The organism is Mycobacterium sp. 1245499.0 (assembly GCF_001673615.1).
Taxonomy (GTDB): Bacteria; Actinomycetota; Actinomycetes; order Mycobacteriales; family Mycobacteriaceae; genus Mycobacterium; species Mycobacterium europaeum_A.
This window is the reverse complement of sequence record NZ_LZMG01000395.1, coordinates 1-17,593: the sequence shown is the minus strand read 5'-3', so window position 1 is coordinate 17,593 and position 17,593 is coordinate 1. Positions and strand designations below refer to the sequence as shown.

Below are 17,593 nucleotides of genomic sequence, written 5' to 3'. Positions count from 1 at the left end.
ATAACCGGGCTTCCGCTAAGCCCCGCCGCCCGAGGGCACGCCCAGCGCCCGGGTGAACCCGGGTGGGACCAGGATGTGGTCCGGCCCGAGGTCGTGCACCGAGGACAGGCCCAGACCCATCAGCGCCGAGTCGATGCCACCGCGCAGGATGTCGAGCACGTTCTCCACCCCCGGTTGCCCGGCCGCGGCCAGCCCCCACAGGTAGGCCCGGCCGATCATCACCGCGCGCGCCCCCAGCGCCACCGCCTTGACGACGTCGCTGCCGCGCCGGATGCCGCCGTCGAGAACCACCTCGATCTGGTCGCCGACGGCCGCGGCCACCGCGGGCAGGGCGCGAATCGAGGCCGGGGTGCCGTCCAGGTTGTTGCCGCCGTGGTTCGACACCGAAATGGCCGAAACCCCCGCGTCCACGGCCCTTTTGGCGTCGTCGACGCGCATCACGCCCTTGAGCATGAAGGGCCCGCCCCACAGCTCGCGGAGCCAGGCGATGTCCTCCCAGGTCGGCGGCGGCGTACCCATCCATTCCCCGTAGGCCTGGAAGAACGGGGGGCCGGGCTCGCCGCGGCGGCCCTGGTTGGGCACCCGCAGCTCCGGGGGCCGCATGGTCTTCGCCCACTGCAGCAACCACCGCGGCTTGGTGACGACCTCCGGGCTCATCTTGACGATGGTCTTGAAGTCCATCTTCTCCGGGATGGACGGGCTGCCCCAGTCCCGGCCGTGCGAGAAGCTCCAGTCGGTGGTGACGATCAGGCCGACGGCGCCGGCCGCCCGGGCGCGCTCGACCCGCGCGGCGATCGCGTCGCGATCACCCAGCCAGTACACCTGGAAGAACACCTTCGGGTTCGCCGCGATGACCTCTTCGATCGGCTTGCTGGCGAACGAGGACAGCCCCATGGCGGTGCCGCGGGCGGCGGCGGCCCGCGCCACGGCAACCTCGCCGTCGGGGTGGACCGCCTGCACGCCGGTCGGCGAGATCAGCACCGGCAGCGAAATGTCTTGCCCCATAACGCTGGTCGACAGGTCGCGCTTCTCCTGCGCGCCGATGACGTGCGGCGCGAATCCGAGTTCGCTGAAGGCTGCCACGTTGTCGGAGACCGTGACTCCCTTTTCGCTGGCCGAAATCAGCGACGAGTACGCCGATTTCGGCAACCGGCGCTTGGCGCGCTGCTGCGCGATGGCGACGGTTTCGAACCATGCGTCGGCCATCGTTACACCGGACTTTCGTTACACATGCGGGCGGGCGGCGCCACCGGCGTGATGGCCGGCGGCCGCAGCGACAGGGTCAGCGGCACCGGTTGGCGGATGCGCTTCCCGCGGGAGTGATCGGCCCGGGGGCGCGGCGTCTCACGCTCGTGCGCCAGCGCCGACGCGCTGTGCCCCTGGACGCATTCGGGGTCCGGGCCGTCCAGCGGCAGCCCGGTGAAGAACTTGGCGGCCATGCATCCGCCCCGGCAGCTGTCGTAGTGGCCACAGCTGCCGCAGGCGCCGGCCGACTGGGGCTCGCGCAGCTCGCGGAACAGCGGGGCGTTCTTCCAGACGTTGTCAAAACCCCCATCGGACAACACGTTTCCGGCCAGGAAGCGGTCGTGGATGGCGAACGGGCAGGCGTACACATCGCCGACCGGGTCGATCAGGCACACGACGCGCCCGGCCCCGCACATGTTCAGCCCGGCCAGGGCGCCGGATTGGCCGAGCGGGGCCAGGTGGAAGAAGGAGTCGCCGGTGAGCACCCGCTCGCCCTTGGCGACCAGCCAGTCATACAGCTGGACCTGCTGCTCGGCGGTGGGGTGCAGCTCTTCCCAGACGTCGGCGCCGCGTCCGGACGGGCGCAGCCGGGTGATCCGCAGTGTGGCGCCGTAACGGCTTGCCAGCGCCGCGAATTCGTCGAGCTGGTCGACGTTGTGCCGGGTGACGACCACGGAGATCTTGGCGTCGGAGAAGCCGGCGTCGGCAAGGTTCTGCAGCGCCCGCACCGCCATGTCGAACGACCCGGGTCCGCGCACGGCGTCGTTGACCTCGGCGGTGGCGCCGTCCAGCGAGATCTGGACGTCTACGTAGTCGCTGGCCGCCAGCCGCGCGGCGACCTCGGGGGTTATCCGCACGCCGTTGGTGGAGAACTTGACCCCCACGTGGTGCTCGGTCGCATAGTCGACCAGCTCCCAAAAGTCCGGGCGCACAGTCGGTTCCCCGCCGCCGATGTTGACGTAGAACACCTGCATGCGTTCCAGCTCATCGATGATGTCCATGCACTGACGGGTGGACAGCTCCCGCGGGTCCCGCTTGCCCGACGAGGACAGGCAGTGCACGCAGGCCAGGTTGCAGGCGTACGTCAGCTCCCAGGTGAGGCAGATGGGTGCGTCGAGCCCGTGCTCGAACTGCTCGATGAGGCGGGGCACAGGGGCCGCTGTTGTCATTGGTTGTCCTCCAGGGGCACCAGCATGTTGGAATCGACGAGCACACTCAGCGCATGCAGGTAGGGCGCCTGCGCGGCGTCCTGGACGCCCGCCGCGCGGCAGGCGGACCGGATGTCGGGATGGTCGGCCAGCGACTGCACCACCGTGAGGATGGTGCGGTTCTTCAGAAACGACAGCTTGCGGGTACCGAAGTGGTAGAGCAGCGCGCCGAACGGTTCCGGTCGAACCGCCACCTGCGGGTGCAGTCGCCAGCCGCGATCAGGATCGAACGAGGTCGCCGTCCGGGCCTGCGCGGGCAGGGGCACGGTCAGTAGACCCCGCACATGCCGTCGATCGATACCTCTTCGACCAGGGTCTCGGTGACGAGCTGGGTATCAGTTTCGGTCTCGTGGTCCACGGGGCCTTGCCTTTCGTGCGGTCTTGACAACGATGGGATCTGAGTCACACTCGCCGTCAGAATATGGCATCGAGTGCCGAAATGGAAGGGCGGGGTCCGATGATGCCGCAGCAGCGGGTGGGCAGGCGCCGCTCGACCACCCCGCACCACATCACCGACGTCGCCATCGACATGTTCAGCGCGCGCGGCTTCGCCGACGTGAGCGTCGACGACGTGGCCCAGGCCGCCGGCATCTCGCGCCGGACGCTGTTTCGCTACTACGCGTCCAAGAACGCCATCCCCTGGGGAGACTTCGACAATCACCTTGCCCACCTGCGTGATCTGCTCGACAACGTCGATTCCGGCGTGCGCCTGGGCGATGCGCTGCGCGCTGCCCTGTTGGCATTCAACACCTTTGACGAATCCGAGACCGCCCGGCATCGCCAGCGCATGCGGGTGATCCTGCAAACCGCTGAGCTGCAGGCGTATTCGATGACGATGTACGCGGGCTGGCGCGAGGTGATCGCGGGGTTCGTGGCCCGCCGCCTGGACTGCAAGACCACCGACCTGCTGCCCCAGACCGTCGCCTGGACCATGCTCGGCGTCGCACTGTCGGCCTACGAACACTGGCTGAGCGATGAGTCCGTCCCGCTGCCGGTTGCCCTCGGCAACGCCTTCGACGCCGTCGGCGCCGGGCTGGACGGGCTGGACAGGTGACGGCCGAGCACCTGATCCACACCTTGCGGGCACAGGGCAAATTCTGCGCGTCGTCGGGCTCGAAGATGTATGGCGATCTGTTCGAACTCGTGGCCGGCGACGTGGAAGCCGGCGGCGTGTTCGCGACCGTCCTGTCCGGGCGCGAGGATGCCCCGTCGCGCGACGCGGTGCCGCTGCGGTTGCTCGGCGGGTTACACCGGCTGGTGCTCGACGGCCGGGCGGCGCGGTTGCGCCCCTTCTACCCCAGCACCGGCGGCGGGTGGGATGCCGGCCGCGCGTGGCCGGAAATCCTGGACACCGCGGCCGGCCATGTCGAGGTGCTGCGCGCGTCGCTGGGCCAGCCGCCGCAAACCAACGAGGTGGGCAGATCGGCGGCACTGATCGGCGGACTGCTGTGCATCAATGAATTCGGCTTACCGATAAGGCTTTTCGAGATCGGGTCGAGCGCGGGGCTGAACCTGCGTGCCGATCACTACCGCTACCGCTTCGCCGGTGGCCAGTGGGGACCGGCCGGCTCACCGGTGACGGTCGACGATGCGTGGCGCGGCGCGGTGCCGCCCCGCCGCGACCTCTCGATCGTGGCGCGCCACGGGTATGACATCGCGCCCATCGACGTCGGGACCACCGACGGGGAGATGACGGTGCTGAGCTACGTGTGGCCCGACCAGGACGCCAGGCTGGCCCGGCTGCGCGGCGCCATCGAGGTGGCCCGCCGGGTCCCGGCGGCGCTCGAGCGAAGAACGGCCGCCGACGCCGTCGCCGGCCTGACGCCGGCCGACGGCGCGCTGACCGTCTTGTGGCATTCCATCACCTGGCAATACCTGTCCGCCGAGGAACGCACAGCGGTGCGCGCCCACGTCGACGCGCTGGCCGCGCAGGCCGACGCGCGCGCACCGTTCGCCCACCTCACGATGGAGCCCACCCGCGCCGGCCCGGGCGCACCGATCCGATTCGTGGTGCGCGCCCGCGTCTGGCCCGGCGGCGAACCGCGGCTGCTGGGCGAATGCCATCCGCACGGACCGCCGGTGGACTGGCTCAGGTCCCCATGAACGTTGTCGGGTCGTGCAGCGCGCTGCCGCCGTCGTGCTAGCGGCGGCTCAGCCCAGTATTTCGGCGATCGGCACGGCCGCCGCGATCTTGGCGCGGACCTTCATGACCTTGCCGGGCATCCCGCCGCCGACCACCCCGACCAGGGCCCCGTCGCGTTCGTAGTAGGCGAGGAACTTGCGGCCGTCGTCCTCGACGATGTGGACGATGTCACCGGCCTCCGGCTCGCCCAGGCACTGGATCTTGACGTCGTACTGGTCGCTCCAGAAGTAGGGGACGACCACCACCGGCGGCACATCCTGGCCCAGCATCGCGGGCACGACGGCCCGGGCCTGATCGGCGACGTTGCTCCAATGTTCAACGCGCCCTTGGTGTCCCGTCGCGTCGCGCCACGATGCGACGTCACCGAGCGCCCACACATTCGGTGCGCTGGTGCGTCCGGCCTCGTCGCAGACGACGCCGTTGTCGACTTCGACTCCGCTGCCCTCGAGCCAATCGGTCGCCGGGCGTGACCCGATGCCGACCACCACGATGTCGGCCGGCAGCTCGGTGCCGTCGCTGAGCACCACCGACTCGACGCGGGAGTCACCACGCACCTCGGCGACCCCGACGCCGAGGCGAACGTCGACTCCTTCGGCGCGGTGTAGCCGGGCCACCAGCTCGCCGATCTGCTCGCCGAGGACCGCGGCCAGCGGGGTGGGCTGCGGTTCCACCAGCACCACGTCCACGCCCAGGCTGCGCAGGCTGGCCGCCACCTCGCAGCCGATGAACCCGGCGCCGATGACGACGGCACGCTGCGCGGCCGACGCGTGCTCGCGCAGCGCCAGGCTTTCGTCGAAGGACCGCAGCACGCGGATGCCCTCGAGATCCGGGATCGCCGGAATGCGCCGGGGCACCAGGCCCGTCGCGATGACGAGTTCGTCGTAGCGAAGCGACGTTCCGTCGGCGAGAGTCACCGTCTGCGCCGCGGTGTCCAGACCCGTCGCGGCCGAGCCCAGTCGCAGGGTGATGTCGTTCTCGTCGTACCACTCACGTGGCTTGAGCTCGGTGGCGTCGACCTCTTTACGCAGCACCTCTTTGGACAGCGGCGGGCGGTCGTAGGGCAGGTGCACCTCGTCGCTGACGATCGTGATGGGCCCGGAATACTCCGAGCGCCGCAGCTGCTCGGCGGTGCGGGCGGCGGCCAATCCACCGCCGACGATCACGATTCCGTTGGTGGCGCTGTCGTCACTACTCACGTGGAGTTCTTAGCACGCTGGCCGCTCAGTACTTTAGGGCACCCTTATCCACCGGGATCTGGGTGCCGGTGAGGGTGCCCGAGCCGTCGCCGGCAAGCCAGGCCACCACGTCGGCCACTTCGTCGGCCGTCATGAAGCCGTTGGGCTGCACCGGCATTGGCGGGAAGCTGTGCACGAAGCTGGGATGCCTGGCGAAAATCTCCATCATCGCTTCGGGTTCGATCATGGGCGTGTCCACGGAGTACGGGTGGATGGAGTTGACCCGGATGCCGAATTCACCGAGCTCGATGGCCAGGGTGTTGGTCAGCGCGGTGAGCCCGTGTTTGCTGGCCGAATAGTGGCCGTTGCCCGGCGTGGCCTTGATTCCCGCCGACGAGCTGACCACCACGATGGAGCCGCCGTTGCCCGCCTCGATCATGGCGGGAACGGTGGCGCGCAGCGTGCGCCAGGTGCCGGTCAGGTTGACGCCGATGACCGTGTCCCACTGCTCGTCGGTGAGCTCCCACACGCGGCCCCAGCTCAGCACCCCGGCGTTGGCCACCACGATGTCGAGCCGGCCGAACTGCTCGATGCCGTCGGCGACCAGGTCCCGCAGCGCGGCGTCGTCGCGGACGTCGACCTCACGGGTGAGGATCTTGCGTCCCTCGTTCTCCACCAGGCGGGCCGTCTCGTCGAGGTCTTCGCGGGTGGCCGGGGTGTACGTCACGCTGGCCGACGCCGGAGCGCAGATGTCGAGGGCGATGATGTCGGCGCCCTCGCGGGCCAGCCGCACCGCGTGCGAGCGCCCCTGCCCGCGGGCGGCCCCGGTGATGAATGCGACCCGCCCCTGCAGTGATCCGCCCTGTCCAGCCACGCGTAATCCCTTCGACCGCCGATAGACCAAGCCAGGCTAGCAGCGCAACTGAAACGTGTTCTAATTCACCCGGCCGCGCCGGGCGGGGCTCCTAGATTTCGGAGATGATCGCGGCGCGCCGGCTGGTGTATTCGGCGTCGGTCAACGCCCCACTGGCGTGCAGCTCCTTGAGCTCTTGTAGCCGCGCGGCGATCGTCGGCTCGGGAGGGGTGACGACGGCTGCCGCCGCGGGCGCCGCCGCGGCCGGCGCCGGTTGGGCGGCCGGCGCCTGTTGTTGCACCGCGCGGCGCACCACCGCCTGGATCTGGGCGCGCAATGCCGGGTTGGACCGGATGTCGACCATCTGGTTCAGTGCGACGTTGTTGGCCTTGAGGATCTGCAGGATCTCCATCAGCGGACCGGCCTGCCCGCTCAGGTCGTAGGTCGTGTTGTCTTCGGCGACCGTGAACTGCGCGGGCACCAACCCGTTGACCAAAGCGCTTCGCTCCCAGTCGATCCGGTATTCGCTGGTGGTGGGGTTCACCAGGACCACCACCTTGCGGGCGTTGAGGTTGCCGAGCCGGGTCACGCTGGCGATCACCCGGTCCTCGCTGTCGAACGGCACCAGCCCGGGTCCGGCGATGTGCAGGTGCACCTTGACGACCTGCTGGTTGTTGACCCACGTGCCCGTCTCGGTGATCCCGGTGATCTGGGCGAGCGCCAGCACCCCGTTCTGCTCGAGCGCGGCCACCTTGGCCGACGACTTGGCCCCGTAATTCGCCAACGCGAGCGCGACCAACACGTCGGCCACGGTGATGAGCAGGCCGACGTAGAACATCCACTGCAGCAGGTTGTCGAGCCCGAGGGTGAAGTACACGACCAAGAAGATCGGCCCGACCAGTCCACCGCACAGCAAAACTATCAGCTGTGCCTTCAGGTAGCGCGCTAACACAGGCCCCTCCTCGGCTTACTGGGGAATCCGTGTCAGATTAGCGCTGCCGGTGCCACGGCGACGGCGATACGCGCAAACCGCTTCCGGCCGCCTACACCGGTTCGGGCGGCACGATCGGCACGCGCCGCACCGGCGGCGTCGCCTGCTGCGCGGGGTGCGCCGGCTGCGCGGGCGCCGGGGCGTGCGGCGCGGTCCGCGCCGAGACCGGCATGGTGGAGGCCGGAGTGGCCTGCGGCGGCGCCGCGGTCTGCATGGACGCGGCGGGGTTGGCGACCGGGGTGGCCGCCGATTCCGCCGGCTGGACGGTGGCCGGCGACGTCGCCGGAGCGTAGGCCGGGGTCGCCACCCGCGCCGCGCCGGCGGGCGTGGTGGCCGAGGCCAGCGTGGCCGATCCCGCCGGGGCCGCCGCGACCGGCGTGCCGGCCGGTGCCGGGGTGGCCGCCGCCGCGGCCGGCGCCACCGCCGCCGCCAGGGGTCCCGCGGGCGCGGTCGGCGCGGAGGTGCCCACGGCGCCGGCGCTCACCGCGGGGACCTGCGCGGCCATCGACGCCGGGCCCGCCGCAGTCTGCAGGGGCGTCGTGTTGGCGGCCTCGGCGAAGGCGTACTGCGCCGCACCGCCGTTCATCAGCTGCACGAACTGGCTGTGGAACGCGGCGGCCTGGGCGCTCAGCGCCTGATAGACCTGGGAGTGCGCATCGAACAGTGCGGCGATGCTGGCCGACACCTCGTCGGCGCCGGGGGCCAGCACGCTCGAGGTGGGCCCCAGCGCGGCGGTGTTGGCGGAGGTGATCGTCGACCCGATCCGGGCCAGATCCCCCGCGGCCGCCGCCACGAATTCGGGAGTCGCTTGAACGTATGACATCGGCACCTCACCCGCCCGACAGTCAGGAGAATTATGAGCAAATGCTAAACCAGCCGGCCGCCTCGCCGCATGATTTCTCCCGCGCTGGCCGGGCCCGACATCGCCGGAGATGCGCAAAGCCCGGATCGCCGAGTCGGCGATCCGGGCTTTGCGGTGGTTCGAACTACTTGATGATCTTGACGACCCGGCCGGCGCCGACGGTGCGGCCACCCTCACGGATCGCGAACCGCAGACCGTCGTCCATGGCGACGGGCTGGATCAGCTTCACCGAGATGTTGGTGTTGTCACCGGGCATCACCATTTCGGTGCCCTCCGGCAGCGTCACCACACCGGTCACGTCGGTGGTGCGGAAGTAGAACTGCGGACGGTAGTTGTTGAAGAACGGCGTGTGCCGGCCGCCCTCGTCCTTGGACAGGATGTAGACCTGACCCTCGAACTCGGTGTGCGGGGTGGTGGTGCCGGGCTTGGTCACGACCTGACCGCGCTCGACGTCCTCACGCTTGATACCACGCAGCAACAGCCCGACGTTGTCGCCGGCCTGCCCCTGGTCGAGCAGCTTGCGGAACATCTCCACGCCGGTGACGGTGGTCTTGGTGCTGGTCGGCTTGATGCCGACGATCTCGACCTCTTCGTTGACGTTGATGATGCCGCGCTCGACACGACCGGTGACCACGGTGCCACGACCGGTGATGGTGAAGACGTCCTCGACGGGCATCAGGAACGGCTTCTCCGTCTCGCGGACCGGGTCCGGGATGGACTCGTCGACGGCCTCCATCAGCTGCTCGACCGACTCGACCCACTTGGCGTCGCCCTCGAGCGCCTTGAGCGCCGAGACCCGCACGACCGGGGCGTCCTCGTCGAACTCCTGGGCGGCCAGCAGTTCGCGGACCTCCATCTCGACGAGCTCGAGCAGCTCCTCGTCGTCGACCATGTCGGCCTTGTTCAGCGCGACCAGGATGTAGGGCACGCCGACCTGACGCGCGAGCAGCACGTGCTCACGGGTCTGCGGCATCGGGCCGTCGGTGGCGGCGACCACCAGGATCGCGCCGTCCATCTGGGCCGCACCGGTGATCATGTTCTTGATGTAGTCGGCGTGACCCGGGGCGTCGACGTGGGCGTAGTGACGCTTCTCGGTCTGGTACTCCACGTGGGAGATGTTGATCGTGATACCGCGCTGACGCTCTTCGGGCGCGTTGTCGATCTGGTCGAATGCGCGCGACTCGTTCAGGTTGGGGTACTTGTCATGCAGAACCTTGGTGATAGCCGCGGTCAGCGTGGTCTTGCCGTGGTCAACGTGACCAATGGTCCCGATGTTGACGTGCGGCTTCGTCCGCTCGAACTTCGCCTTCGCCACTTCTGTGTCCTCCTGGACTAGTTGGTGCTTGTTAAAGCAGTGTTGGTGTTTTCAGTTGTGCCGCGCCCAAGGCATTCCAATGACCCGGCAAGATTACTCCGAGCGAAGGTTTACTGGCCGGTCGCCTTCGCGATGATCTCCTTCGACACGTTCGCCGGCACTTCGGCGTAGGAGTCGAAGACCATGGAGTAGTTCGCCCGGCCTTGGGTCTTGGACCGCAGGTCGCCGACGTAGCCGAACATCTCCGACAGCGGCACATGCGCCTTGACCACGCGCGCACCGCTCCGCTCCTCCATGGCCTGGATCTGGCCACGGCGGGAGTTCAAGTCGCCGATCACGTCGCCCATGTAGTCCTCGGGCGTGGTGACCTCGACGGCCATGATCGGTTCCAGGATGACCGGCTGCGCTTGCGCCGCAGCCTTTTTCAGCACCTGGGAACCGGCGATCTTGAAGGCCATCTCCGAGGAGTCGACCTCGTGGAACGCCCCGTCGAGCAGGGTGACCTTGAGGTTCACCAGCGGGTAGCCGGCCAGCACGCCGTACTGCATGGCGTCCTGCGCACCGGCGTCCACCGACGGGATGTACTCCCTGGGGATGCGCCCACCGGTGACCTTGTTCTCGAACTCGTAGGTCGCACCGTCCTCGCCGGTGAACGGCTCGAGGTTGATGATCACCTTCGCGAACTGACCCGAGCCACCCGTCTGCTTCTTGTGGGTGAACTCGACGTTCTGCGCGGCCCGCTTGATGGTCTCCTTGTAGGCCACCTGCGGCTTGCCGACGTTGGCCTCGACCTTGAACTCGCGCCGCATCCGGTCCACCAGGATGTCCAGGTGCAGCTCGCCCATGCCGCCGATGACGGTCTGGCCGGTCTCCTGGTCCAGGTGCACCTTGAAGGTCGGGTCTTCCTCGGCGAGCTTCTGGATCGACAGCGACAGCTTCTCCTGGTCGCTCTTCGTCTTGGGCTCGATGGCCACCTCGATCACCGGGTCGGGGAAGGTCATCGACTCCAGCACGATCTGCTGGTTCGGGTCGCTCAGCGTGTCACCGGTCGTGGTGTCCTTGAGCCCGATCACCGCGTAGATGTGACCGGCCGAGGCGGTCTCCACCGGGTTCTCCTTGTTGGAGTGCATCTGGAACAGCTTGCCCAGCCGCTCCTTCTTGCCCTTGGTGGAGTTGATGACCTGGCTGCCCGAGTCGACCTTGCCCGAGTACACCCGGACGTAGGTCAGCTTGCCGAAGAACGGGTGCGTGGCCACCTTGAACGCGAGCGCCGAGAACGGCTCGTCCGTCGACGGCTTGCGGGTGATCAGCTCCTCTTCCTTGCCGGGGACGTGGCCCTCGGCGGGCGGCACGTCCAGCGGCGACGGCAGGTAGTCGATGACGGCGTCCAGCATGGGCTGAACGCCCTTGTTCTTGAACGCGCTGCCGCACAGCACCGGATAGGCCTCCGAGCTGATCGTCAGCTTGCGGATCGCGCCCTTGATCTCCTCGATCGTGAGCTCTTCACCGCCGAGGTACTTGTCCAGCAGCGCCTCGTCCGTCTCGGCGACGGCCTCGAGCAGCTTGGTGCGGTACTCCTCGGCCTTCTCGGCCAGGTCGGCGGGGATGTCGACGACGTCGTACTTCTCACCGAGCTTGGCTTCGGCGCTCCACACCTTGGCCTTCATCTCGACCAGGTCGACGACGCCCTCGAAGTCGCCCTCGGAGCCGACGGGGATCTGGATCGGGATGACGTTGGCGCCCAGCCGCTCCTCCATGGTGCGCACGGAGAAGTAGAAGTCGGCCCCGATCTTGTCCATCTTGTTGACGAAGCAGATGCGCGGGACGTCGTACTTGTCGGCCTGCCGCCACACCTGCTCGGACTGCGGCTCGACGCCCTCCTTGCCGTCGAAGACGGCCACGGCACCGTCGAGCACGCGCAGGCTGCGCTCCACCTCGACGGTGAAGTCGACGTGCCCGGGGGTGTCGATGATGTTGATCTGGTTGTCGTTCCAGAAACAGGTGGTGGCCGCGGAGGTGATGGTGATGCCCCGCTCCTGCTCCTGCTCCATCCAGTCCATGGTGGCGGCGCCGTCGTGCACCTCACCGATCTTGTAGCTGATACCGGTGTAGTAGAGGATGCGCTCGGTCGTCGTCGTCTTGCCGGCGTCGATGTGCGCCATGATGCCGATGTTGCGGACCTTCGTGAGGTCGGTCAGCACGTCCTTCTGTGCCACAGAAGTCTTCCCACTCTTTCGATTGCTTGGTTAGTTCGCTGTCGGTTTGCGCCCGGCCGCTCTGCCGTTGGACGCCGCCGCCTACCAGCGATAGTGCGCGAAGGCGCGGTTGGCCTCGGCCATCTTGTGGGTGTCCTCGCGCCGCTTGACGGCGGCGCCGAGGCCGTTGCTGGCATCCAGGATCTCGTTGGCCAGCCGCTCGACCATGGTCTTCTCGCGGCGTTGCTTGGAGAAGCTGACCAGCCAGCGCAGTGCCAGCGTCACCGAGCGGTCCGGACGCACCTCGACCGGGACCTGGTAGGTAGCGCCACCGACGCGTCGGCTGCGCACCTCGAGGGAGGGCTTGACGTTGTCCATCGCCCGCTTGAGCGTGATCACCGGGTCGGTGCCAGTCTTGTCGCGGGCCTGTTCGAGCGCACCATAAACAATGCGCTCGGCCAGCGATTTCTTCCCGTCCAGCAGAACTTTGTTCACCAGCTGCGTCACCAGCTGCGACCCGTAGACCGGGTCGTTGACCAACGGACGCTTCGGCGCGGGCCCCTTACGCGGCATCAGCTCTTCTCCTTCTTGGCGCCGTAACGGCTACGAGCCTGCTTGCGGTTCTTGACACCCTGGGTGTCCAGCGAGCCGCGGATGATCTTGTACCGGACACCGGGCAGGTCCTTCACACGACCACCACGCACCAGCACCATCGAGTGCTCCTGCAGGTTGTGGCCTTCGCCGGGGATGTAGGCCGTGACCTCAACCTGGCTCGTCAGCTTCACGCGGGCGACCTTCCGAAGCGCCGAGTTCGGCTTCTTCGGGGTGGTGGTGTACACGCGGGTGCATACGCCACGGCGCTGCGGGCTGCCCTTCAGGGCCGCGGTCTTGACCTTGGCGACCTTGTCGCGGCGACCCTTGCGGACCAGCTGCTGAATGGTTGGCATCTACCGGCTTTCTGTGTTCGTGTTCGGCATACTTCTAGCGTTTTCAAGTCTGTGTACTGCAGTTATGACCGTCCGCGTCACCCCGCGTCCGGGTGTGTCGCATGCGCTGCGCACCGGAGGAGGTCCGATGCTTCGTGGACACGCGAATTCGCCCGGCATCCACTTCCTTACGGTTAGGCGCCGTAAGCCGCCAGGCACGAGGGACCACAATACCCGCCGCCGGTCTCGCAGGTCAAAGCGACGGCGGGCGCATCCGGCTAGTAGCGGGCGCCATCGGCGGCGGTGCGCCGTTCCAGACCGGCCGCCAGCCGCAGCACCATGTCGGAGAACAACGCGTCGGTGTCGATGTCGTCCATCACGCCGGTCATCTCCAGCAGAACGAACCCGTGCAGGGCGGACCAGAACTCCAGCGCCGCATGGAAGGCCGCCTCGCCGTCCAGACCATAGGACGAGAGCACGGCGATCACCGGGGCGGCGGCCCCGCGGGTCGCGGCGGTGTACTCGGGATCGTCCCCGCCCAGCGGCATCCGGGTGAAGGCCGAGTAACGGCCCGGATGGTGGTGGGCGTAGCTGCGGTAGGCGCCCGCCATCACCAACACCGCGTCGTCGCGGGCGCGGCCCTCGCCGACGCGGTTGAGCATCGTGATGATGTCGTCGATCACGCGGATCCGCACCGCGCGGCGCAGGTCCTCCAGGCTGTCGACGTGGTTGTACAACGACGGCCCCTTGGTGCCGAGCTGCATCGCCAGCGCGTTGATGGTCAGGGCGTCCCAGCCCTCGCGGTCCAGGAACGTCAGCGCGCCGTCGATGATCCCGTCGCGGCTGAGCTTGGCCGGACGGGAGGCGGGCCGGCCCGCGCGTTGGCGCCCGGCCGCCGGGGGCGGATCCGGTGGAGCTGCCATGGCGGTCGCCCTTCGATTGCATGTTCGGGATGCGGTTAACTAATGACTCTAGTTGACGCCCGTTCGGACATTCATCTCCCCGGAGGCGATGCGGGGGCCCGGCGAGGGAAAATAAACTCTGCCACCGGGCAGGCAAATGCACGTAATGTCATGCTTGCCCGTTTCGAGCAGCGTCGGAAAAAGGGGACCCGCAGTGAAGTGGACGACTGTCGCCGGGTCACTGGCCGCCTGTGTCATCGCCGTCGTCGCCGGCGCCGCCGCCCCGCCGGGCGTCGCGCAGGCCAAGAACGGCGACACCCACGTGATCGGGCAAGACATCGAGCAGACGGTCGACTGCAACGACGCCACGCTGATGGTCAACGGCACCGGCATCACGGTCACCGCGCTGGGCAACTGCTACGCCGTCACGGTGATGGGTTCGTCGAACACCGTCATCGCCGACTCGGTTTCGCATGACATCACCGTGTACGGCTACAACCAGACGGTGTTCTATAAGAACGGTCAGCCCGCCCTGTGGGACCGCGGCCGCGAATTGGGCATGACCAACCGGCTGCAGCAGGTGCCGGGCTGAGCGGCGCCCACCACATCATCATCGCCAATCGAGGGGAATCGAGGACACATGCCCGCCTACATGCGTGACCGTTCGCAGCGCTTGGCCGTGCTCGCCGTGACGCCGGCCGCCGCGGCCATGGTGCTGTCCGGCTGCAGTTCGACGGCCAACCCGCCGGCGGGCTCGTCGACGACCACCACGAAGAGCAGCGCGACGACGAGTGCCAGCGCCGCGCCGACGACGGGAACCAGCGGGGCCAGCACCACCGCGTCCATCGAGATCGGCAACACCATCAACTACGGATCGATGGGCACCACCACCACGCTGGACTGCGCCAGCGGCAAGTCGCTGAACGTCGGCGGCTCGGACAACACCCTGACCGTCACGGGCACCTGCGAGACGGCCACCGTCACCGGCACCAACAACAAGATCACGTTCGACAAGGTCAACACCCGCATCACCGTGCTGGGCATGAACAACACCATCACCTACAAAGACGGTGACCCCAAGGTCGACAAGATCGGCCAGAGCAACACGATCAACAAAGGCAGCTGAGGCGTCAGCCGGCCGGCGCCCCGTGCCGGCCGGCGCCCGCCGCGAAGCGCCCGGCCCCTTCGTTCGCCTCCGCGGCCACCCGGGAGATGCTGGCGAATTCGAAGTCGAGCGCATCGGATTCCGTTGCCCCCCACTGATGTAGCGCCGAGAGCCGGTCGGAGCGCAGGCACTGCTGCGGCAGCGCCGCCAGTTGAGCCGCCAATTCCTCGGCCGCCTGGCGCGACTGACCTTTGGGGACAACGCGATTCGCCAACCCGATGGCCTGGGCTTCGGCGGCGGCCACCGCGCGGCCGGTGAGGATCATGTCCATCGCCCGGCTGTGGCCGATCAGGCGCGGCAGCCGCACGGTGCCGCCGTCGATCAGCGGCACCCCCCAGCGCCGGCAGAACACGCCGAACACGGCGTCCTCCTCGACCACCCGCAGGTCACACCAGATGGCCAGTTCCAGACCCCCGGCGACGGCGTAGCCACTCACCGCGGCGATGACGGGTTTGGACAGCACCATCCGCGTCGGGCCCATGGGGCCGGGGCCGGTGCGGTGCACGGCGTTGGCATCGGGCGTGCCGAAGGCCTTCAAATCGGCCCCCGCACAGAAGGTTCCACCCTCGCCCCACAGCACGGCCACCGATGCGGTGTCGTCGCGGTCGAACTCCTCGAAGGCCGCATACAGCGCGGCGGCCGTCGGGCCGTTGACCGCGTTGCGCGCGCCCGGGCGGTTGATGATCACCGTGGTCACCGGGCCGGCGCGCTCGACCCGCACCGGATCTGTCATGTCGCCTCCGCAAATAGTGGTTCGCGCCGCTCGAGCAGCTCCGCGGCGAAGTCGTGGTAGGCCGCCCGCAGCCGGGCGCCCGGCCAGTCGGCCGGCAGTAGCTCGTCGGGCAGCACCGGATCGGTGAGCAGGTGGCGCACCGTCGCGGCGGCGACCACAAATCGGCCGGGAATGTCTGGCGCCGCGGCCATTTCGTCGAGCAACCGGTGCCCGGTCTGCGCCCAGGCGGGCAGGTCCCACAGCTGCCCGGCCAGCTCGGCGGGGTCGTCGTCGCGCGCCCGCAGCACCCGCGTCTGAGCCGCGACCTCAGGGCCGAGCCCCCCGTCGATGTTGTCGGGGCGCATCCACACCCCCTCGCGAAGCTCTCCGAAACGCTTGTCGTGCAAGGTGGTTCGCAGAGCCGCGCGGGTCCGGGCGTCCTTGCCCACGGTGGTGACGATGAGTGTGATCCACTCCCCGGTCCAGGGTTGCACCCGCGGGTCGATGGCATCATCCTGGCGCCGCTGGCGGGCCAACAATCGATCCGAGAGCCGATAGCCGTCGGCGGAGCGGATCAGGTCGCCTGCGCCGACCATCCGGGTCAGCGCCACCCGCAGCGTCGACTCCTTGATGCCGAAGTCGGAAGTGAGCCTGACCAATTCGTTCGCCCGAGCGTGGGCGGGGTGCGCGCCGAGTAGCACGCTGAGCACGACCGACCGCGCTGTCATGTCCGGCATGGTTACACCCCGGACGCGCGTCGGCCGTGGTCGCCGAAGGGTTCGTCGCGGTGCCGCACCGCCTCGCGGAACCCGTGCTCGACCGCATCGGCGACGAAGGCGTGGCCCTCGGGCGTGTGCCTGGCGACGCCGTCGAACACCGTGCTGACCATCCTGCTGGTCGCCACGCCCTGTTGCAGCAGCGCGGAATTCAGCGCGAGCTTGACCATGATCAGCTGGTTGACCGGCACCGCGGCAATCCGCTCGACCAGCCGTTCGGTGCGCTCGTCGAGGTCGGCCGGATCCGGCGCCTCGACCGCCCAGCCCCACTCGGCGGCCTGCGCGCCGGTGATGCAATCACCGGTGAACAACAGCCTTTTCGCGCGGGCGTCGCCGAGCCGGTGTGCCCACAGGCCGGCCGCCGGAACGCCCCACACCCGGGTCGGCGGGTAGCCGATCTTGGCGTCGGCGGCGGCGATCACCTGATCGGCGTGCAGTGCGATATCGGTGCCGCCGGCCACGCAGTAGCCGTGGATCTTGACCACCGTCGGCTTGTCGGCGTGCATCAGGCTGGAGAAGCCCCGCACGAAGCGGCTCATCATCTGGTAGTCGATCATCGGGTCCCACGGCTGATCCGCTAAATGGTTGACCGCCTGGGTCTTTCCGTCCAGCACGGTCCCCTGGTACGCGCCGGTGCCGCCGGCCGAGCCGGTGCGATCGGCATAGGCGCTCAGGTCGAAGCCCGCGCAGAAGCCCTCACCGCGGCCGGACACCAGGATGACGTGGACGTCAGGGTCGAGATCGGCACGCTCCACCAAGGCCGAGAGCTCCAGCGGGGTGTCGGCCACGATCGCGTTGCCCTTGTCCGGCCGGTTGAACGTGATGCGGGCAACCCGGTCGGTGACCTCGTAGGTCATCGTTTTGAGGTTGTCGAAGTCGACCGGTCTGATCGCGTGGGTCAATGGCGCCACTCCTCCTCGTTGGCGCCGCTCATGCGGCGCGTGGTCGGGCCGCCGGCGCAGGTCATATTGTGGCTCAGCCCTTTACCAGCGCCCGCTCTAGGATCGGTGCGAGGTCGAGCCCGTCGGGCATGGTGCCGAACGCGCCGCCCCACTGTCGGTCGAGCCGGGTCGTCAGGAAGGCCTCGGCGACGGCGGGGTGGCCGTGGCGCACCAGCAGCGAGCC

21 protein-coding genes are annotated in these 17,593 nt (G+C 68.5%); 4 read left to right on the top strand and 17 right to left on the bottom strand.

From position 1 onward, the window contains the following. Positions 1 to 15 precede the first annotated feature (15 nt). From mftD to mftA, 4 genes are read right to left on the bottom strand one after another with little or no spacing between them, the layout of a single operon-like run. The gene (mftD, locus tag A5646_RS24550; protein WP_067024836.1) at positions 16 to 1,206 is read right to left on the bottom strand and encodes a pre-mycofactocin synthase MftD; all 1,191 of its coding nucleotides are present in this window, start codon (positions 1,204 to 1,206) and stop codon (positions 16 to 18) included. Positions 1,207 to 1,208: 2 nt separating this feature from the next. Further along, positions 1,209 to 2,414 (bottom strand): mycofactocin radical SAM maturase, encoded by a 1,206-nt coding sequence (mftC, locus tag A5646_RS24545; protein ID WP_067024833.1) that lies wholly within the window; start codon positions 2,412 to 2,414, stop codon positions 1,209 to 1,211. Beyond that, positions 2,411 to 2,737 (bottom strand): mycofactocin biosynthesis chaperone MftB, encoded by a 327-nt coding sequence (gene mftB, locus A5646_RS24540; protein ID WP_197505277.1) that lies wholly within the window; start codon positions 2,735 to 2,737, stop codon positions 2,411 to 2,413. Before mftB ends, mftC begins: the two co-directional genes overlap by 4 nt. Beyond that, the gene (gene mftA, locus A5646_RS24535) at positions 2,722 to 2,811 is read right to left on the bottom strand and encodes a mycofactocin precursor MftA (RefSeq protein ID WP_007773607.1); all 90 of its coding nucleotides are present in this window, start codon (positions 2,809 to 2,811) and stop codon (positions 2,722 to 2,724) included. The genes mftB and mftA overlap by 16 nt, the downstream gene beginning before the upstream one ends. Positions 2,812 to 2,910: 99 nt before the next feature. On the opposite strand from mftA, the gene mftR reads away from it, so the two are divergent. Both mftR and A5646_RS24525 read left to right on the top strand, forming a co-directional pair. Next, entirely contained in the window at positions 2,911 to 3,507 is a 597-nt protein-coding gene (mftR, locus tag A5646_RS24530; RefSeq protein WP_165827910.1) for a mycofactocin system transcriptional regulator, read from the top strand. Then, entirely contained in the window at positions 3,504 to 4,556 is a 1,053-nt protein-coding gene (locus A5646_RS24525) for a DUF2332 domain-containing protein (protein ID WP_067024828.1), read from the top strand. The genes mftR and A5646_RS24525 overlap by 4 nt, the downstream gene beginning before the upstream one ends. A gap of 48 nt (positions 4,557 to 4,604) precedes the next feature. On the opposite strand, the gene A5646_RS24520 is transcribed toward A5646_RS24525, so the two are convergent. From A5646_RS24520 to A5646_RS24480, 9 genes are all read right to left on the bottom strand, one after another. Beyond that, complete coding sequence (locus A5646_RS24520) at positions 4,605 to 5,792, bottom strand: NAD(P)/FAD-dependent oxidoreductase (protein WP_066869325.1); 1,188 nt, start codon at positions 5,790 to 5,792, stop codon at positions 4,605 to 4,607. Between the two features lie 25 nt (positions 5,793 to 5,817). Then, entirely contained in the window at positions 5,818 to 6,645 is an 828-nt protein-coding gene (locus tag A5646_RS24515) for a mycofactocin-coupled SDR family oxidoreductase (protein WP_066869322.1), read from the bottom strand. A gap of 91 nt (positions 6,646 to 6,736) precedes the next feature. Continuing rightward, positions 6,737 to 7,576 (bottom strand): SHOCT domain-containing protein, encoded by an 840-nt coding sequence (locus tag A5646_RS24510; protein WP_067024825.1) that lies wholly within the window; start codon positions 7,574 to 7,576, stop codon positions 6,737 to 6,739. Between the two features lie 91 nt (positions 7,577 to 7,667). Further along, positions 7,668 to 8,438: a PE family protein gene (locus A5646_RS24505; RefSeq protein ID WP_197505276.1), complete on the bottom strand. Its 771-nt coding sequence runs from the start codon at positions 8,436 to 8,438 to the stop codon at positions 7,668 to 7,670. A gap of 163 nt (positions 8,439 to 8,601) precedes the next feature. Then, positions 8,602 to 9,792 (bottom strand): elongation factor Tu, encoded by a 1,191-nt coding sequence (gene tuf / locus A5646_RS24500; RefSeq protein ID WP_044483827.1) that lies wholly within the window; start codon positions 9,790 to 9,792, stop codon positions 8,602 to 8,604. Positions 9,793 to 9,902: 110 nt separating this feature from the next. Continuing rightward, on the bottom strand, positions 9,903 to 12,008 hold the full coding sequence (fusA, locus tag A5646_RS24495; protein ID WP_066869313.1) for an elongation factor G: 2,106 nt from the start codon (positions 12,006 to 12,008) through the stop codon (positions 9,903 to 9,905). A gap of 81 nt (positions 12,009 to 12,089) precedes the next feature. After that, on the bottom strand, positions 12,090 to 12,560 hold the full coding sequence (gene rpsG, locus A5646_RS24490; protein WP_066869309.1) for a 30S ribosomal protein S7: 471 nt from the start codon (positions 12,558 to 12,560) through the stop codon (positions 12,090 to 12,092). After that, the gene (gene rpsL / locus A5646_RS24485; protein ID WP_007767794.1) at positions 12,560 to 12,934 is read right to left on the bottom strand and encodes a 30S ribosomal protein S12; all 375 of its coding nucleotides are present in this window, start codon (positions 12,932 to 12,934) and stop codon (positions 12,560 to 12,562) included. Before rpsL ends, rpsG begins: the two co-directional genes overlap by 1 nt. Positions 12,935 to 13,191: 257 nt before the next feature. Continuing rightward, positions 13,192 to 13,836: a TetR/AcrR family transcriptional regulator gene (locus tag A5646_RS24480; protein ID WP_066878529.1), complete on the bottom strand. Its 645-nt coding sequence runs from the start codon at positions 13,834 to 13,836 to the stop codon at positions 13,192 to 13,194. A gap of 193 nt (positions 13,837 to 14,029) precedes the next feature. On the opposite strand from A5646_RS24480, the gene A5646_RS24475 reads away from it, so the two are divergent. Both A5646_RS24475 and A5646_RS24470 read left to right on the top strand, forming a co-directional pair. Continuing rightward, a complete protein-coding gene (locus A5646_RS24475) occupies positions 14,030 to 14,407 on the top strand; it encodes a DUF3060 domain-containing protein (RefSeq protein WP_066869294.1) in 378 nt (125 codons plus the stop codon). A 48-nt stretch (positions 14,408 to 14,455) separates the two neighbouring features. Then, positions 14,456 to 14,941, top strand: a complete 486-nt coding sequence (locus tag A5646_RS24470) for a DUF3060 domain-containing protein (RefSeq protein ID WP_066878530.1) — start codon at positions 14,456 to 14,458, stop codon at positions 14,939 to 14,941. A 4-nt stretch (positions 14,942 to 14,945) separates the two neighbouring features. Here the strand turns inward: A5646_RS24470 and A5646_RS24465 are convergent, their stop codons facing one another. The 4 genes from A5646_RS24465 to A5646_RS29610 form a co-directional block, all read right to left on the bottom strand. Then, complete coding sequence (locus A5646_RS24465; RefSeq protein WP_067024819.1) at positions 14,946 to 15,713, bottom strand: crotonase/enoyl-CoA hydratase family protein; 768 nt, start codon at positions 15,711 to 15,713, stop codon at positions 14,946 to 14,948. Further along, the gene (locus tag A5646_RS24460; RefSeq protein WP_067024816.1) at positions 15,710 to 16,429 is read right to left on the bottom strand and encodes a PaaX family transcriptional regulator C-terminal domain-containing protein; all 720 of its coding nucleotides are present in this window, start codon (positions 16,427 to 16,429) and stop codon (positions 15,710 to 15,712) included. The genes A5646_RS24465 and A5646_RS24460 overlap by 4 nt, the downstream gene beginning before the upstream one ends. A 2-nt stretch (positions 16,430 to 16,431) precedes the next feature. Beyond that, positions 16,432 to 17,370: a crotonase/enoyl-CoA hydratase family protein gene (locus A5646_RS24455; RefSeq protein WP_066869491.1), complete on the bottom strand. Its 939-nt coding sequence runs from the start codon at positions 17,368 to 17,370 to the stop codon at positions 16,432 to 16,434. Between the two features lie 73 nt (positions 17,371 to 17,443). Then, a partial coding sequence (locus A5646_RS29610; protein ID WP_197505275.1) for a hypothetical protein occupies positions 17,444 to 17,593 on the bottom strand: 150 nt, incomplete at its 5' end.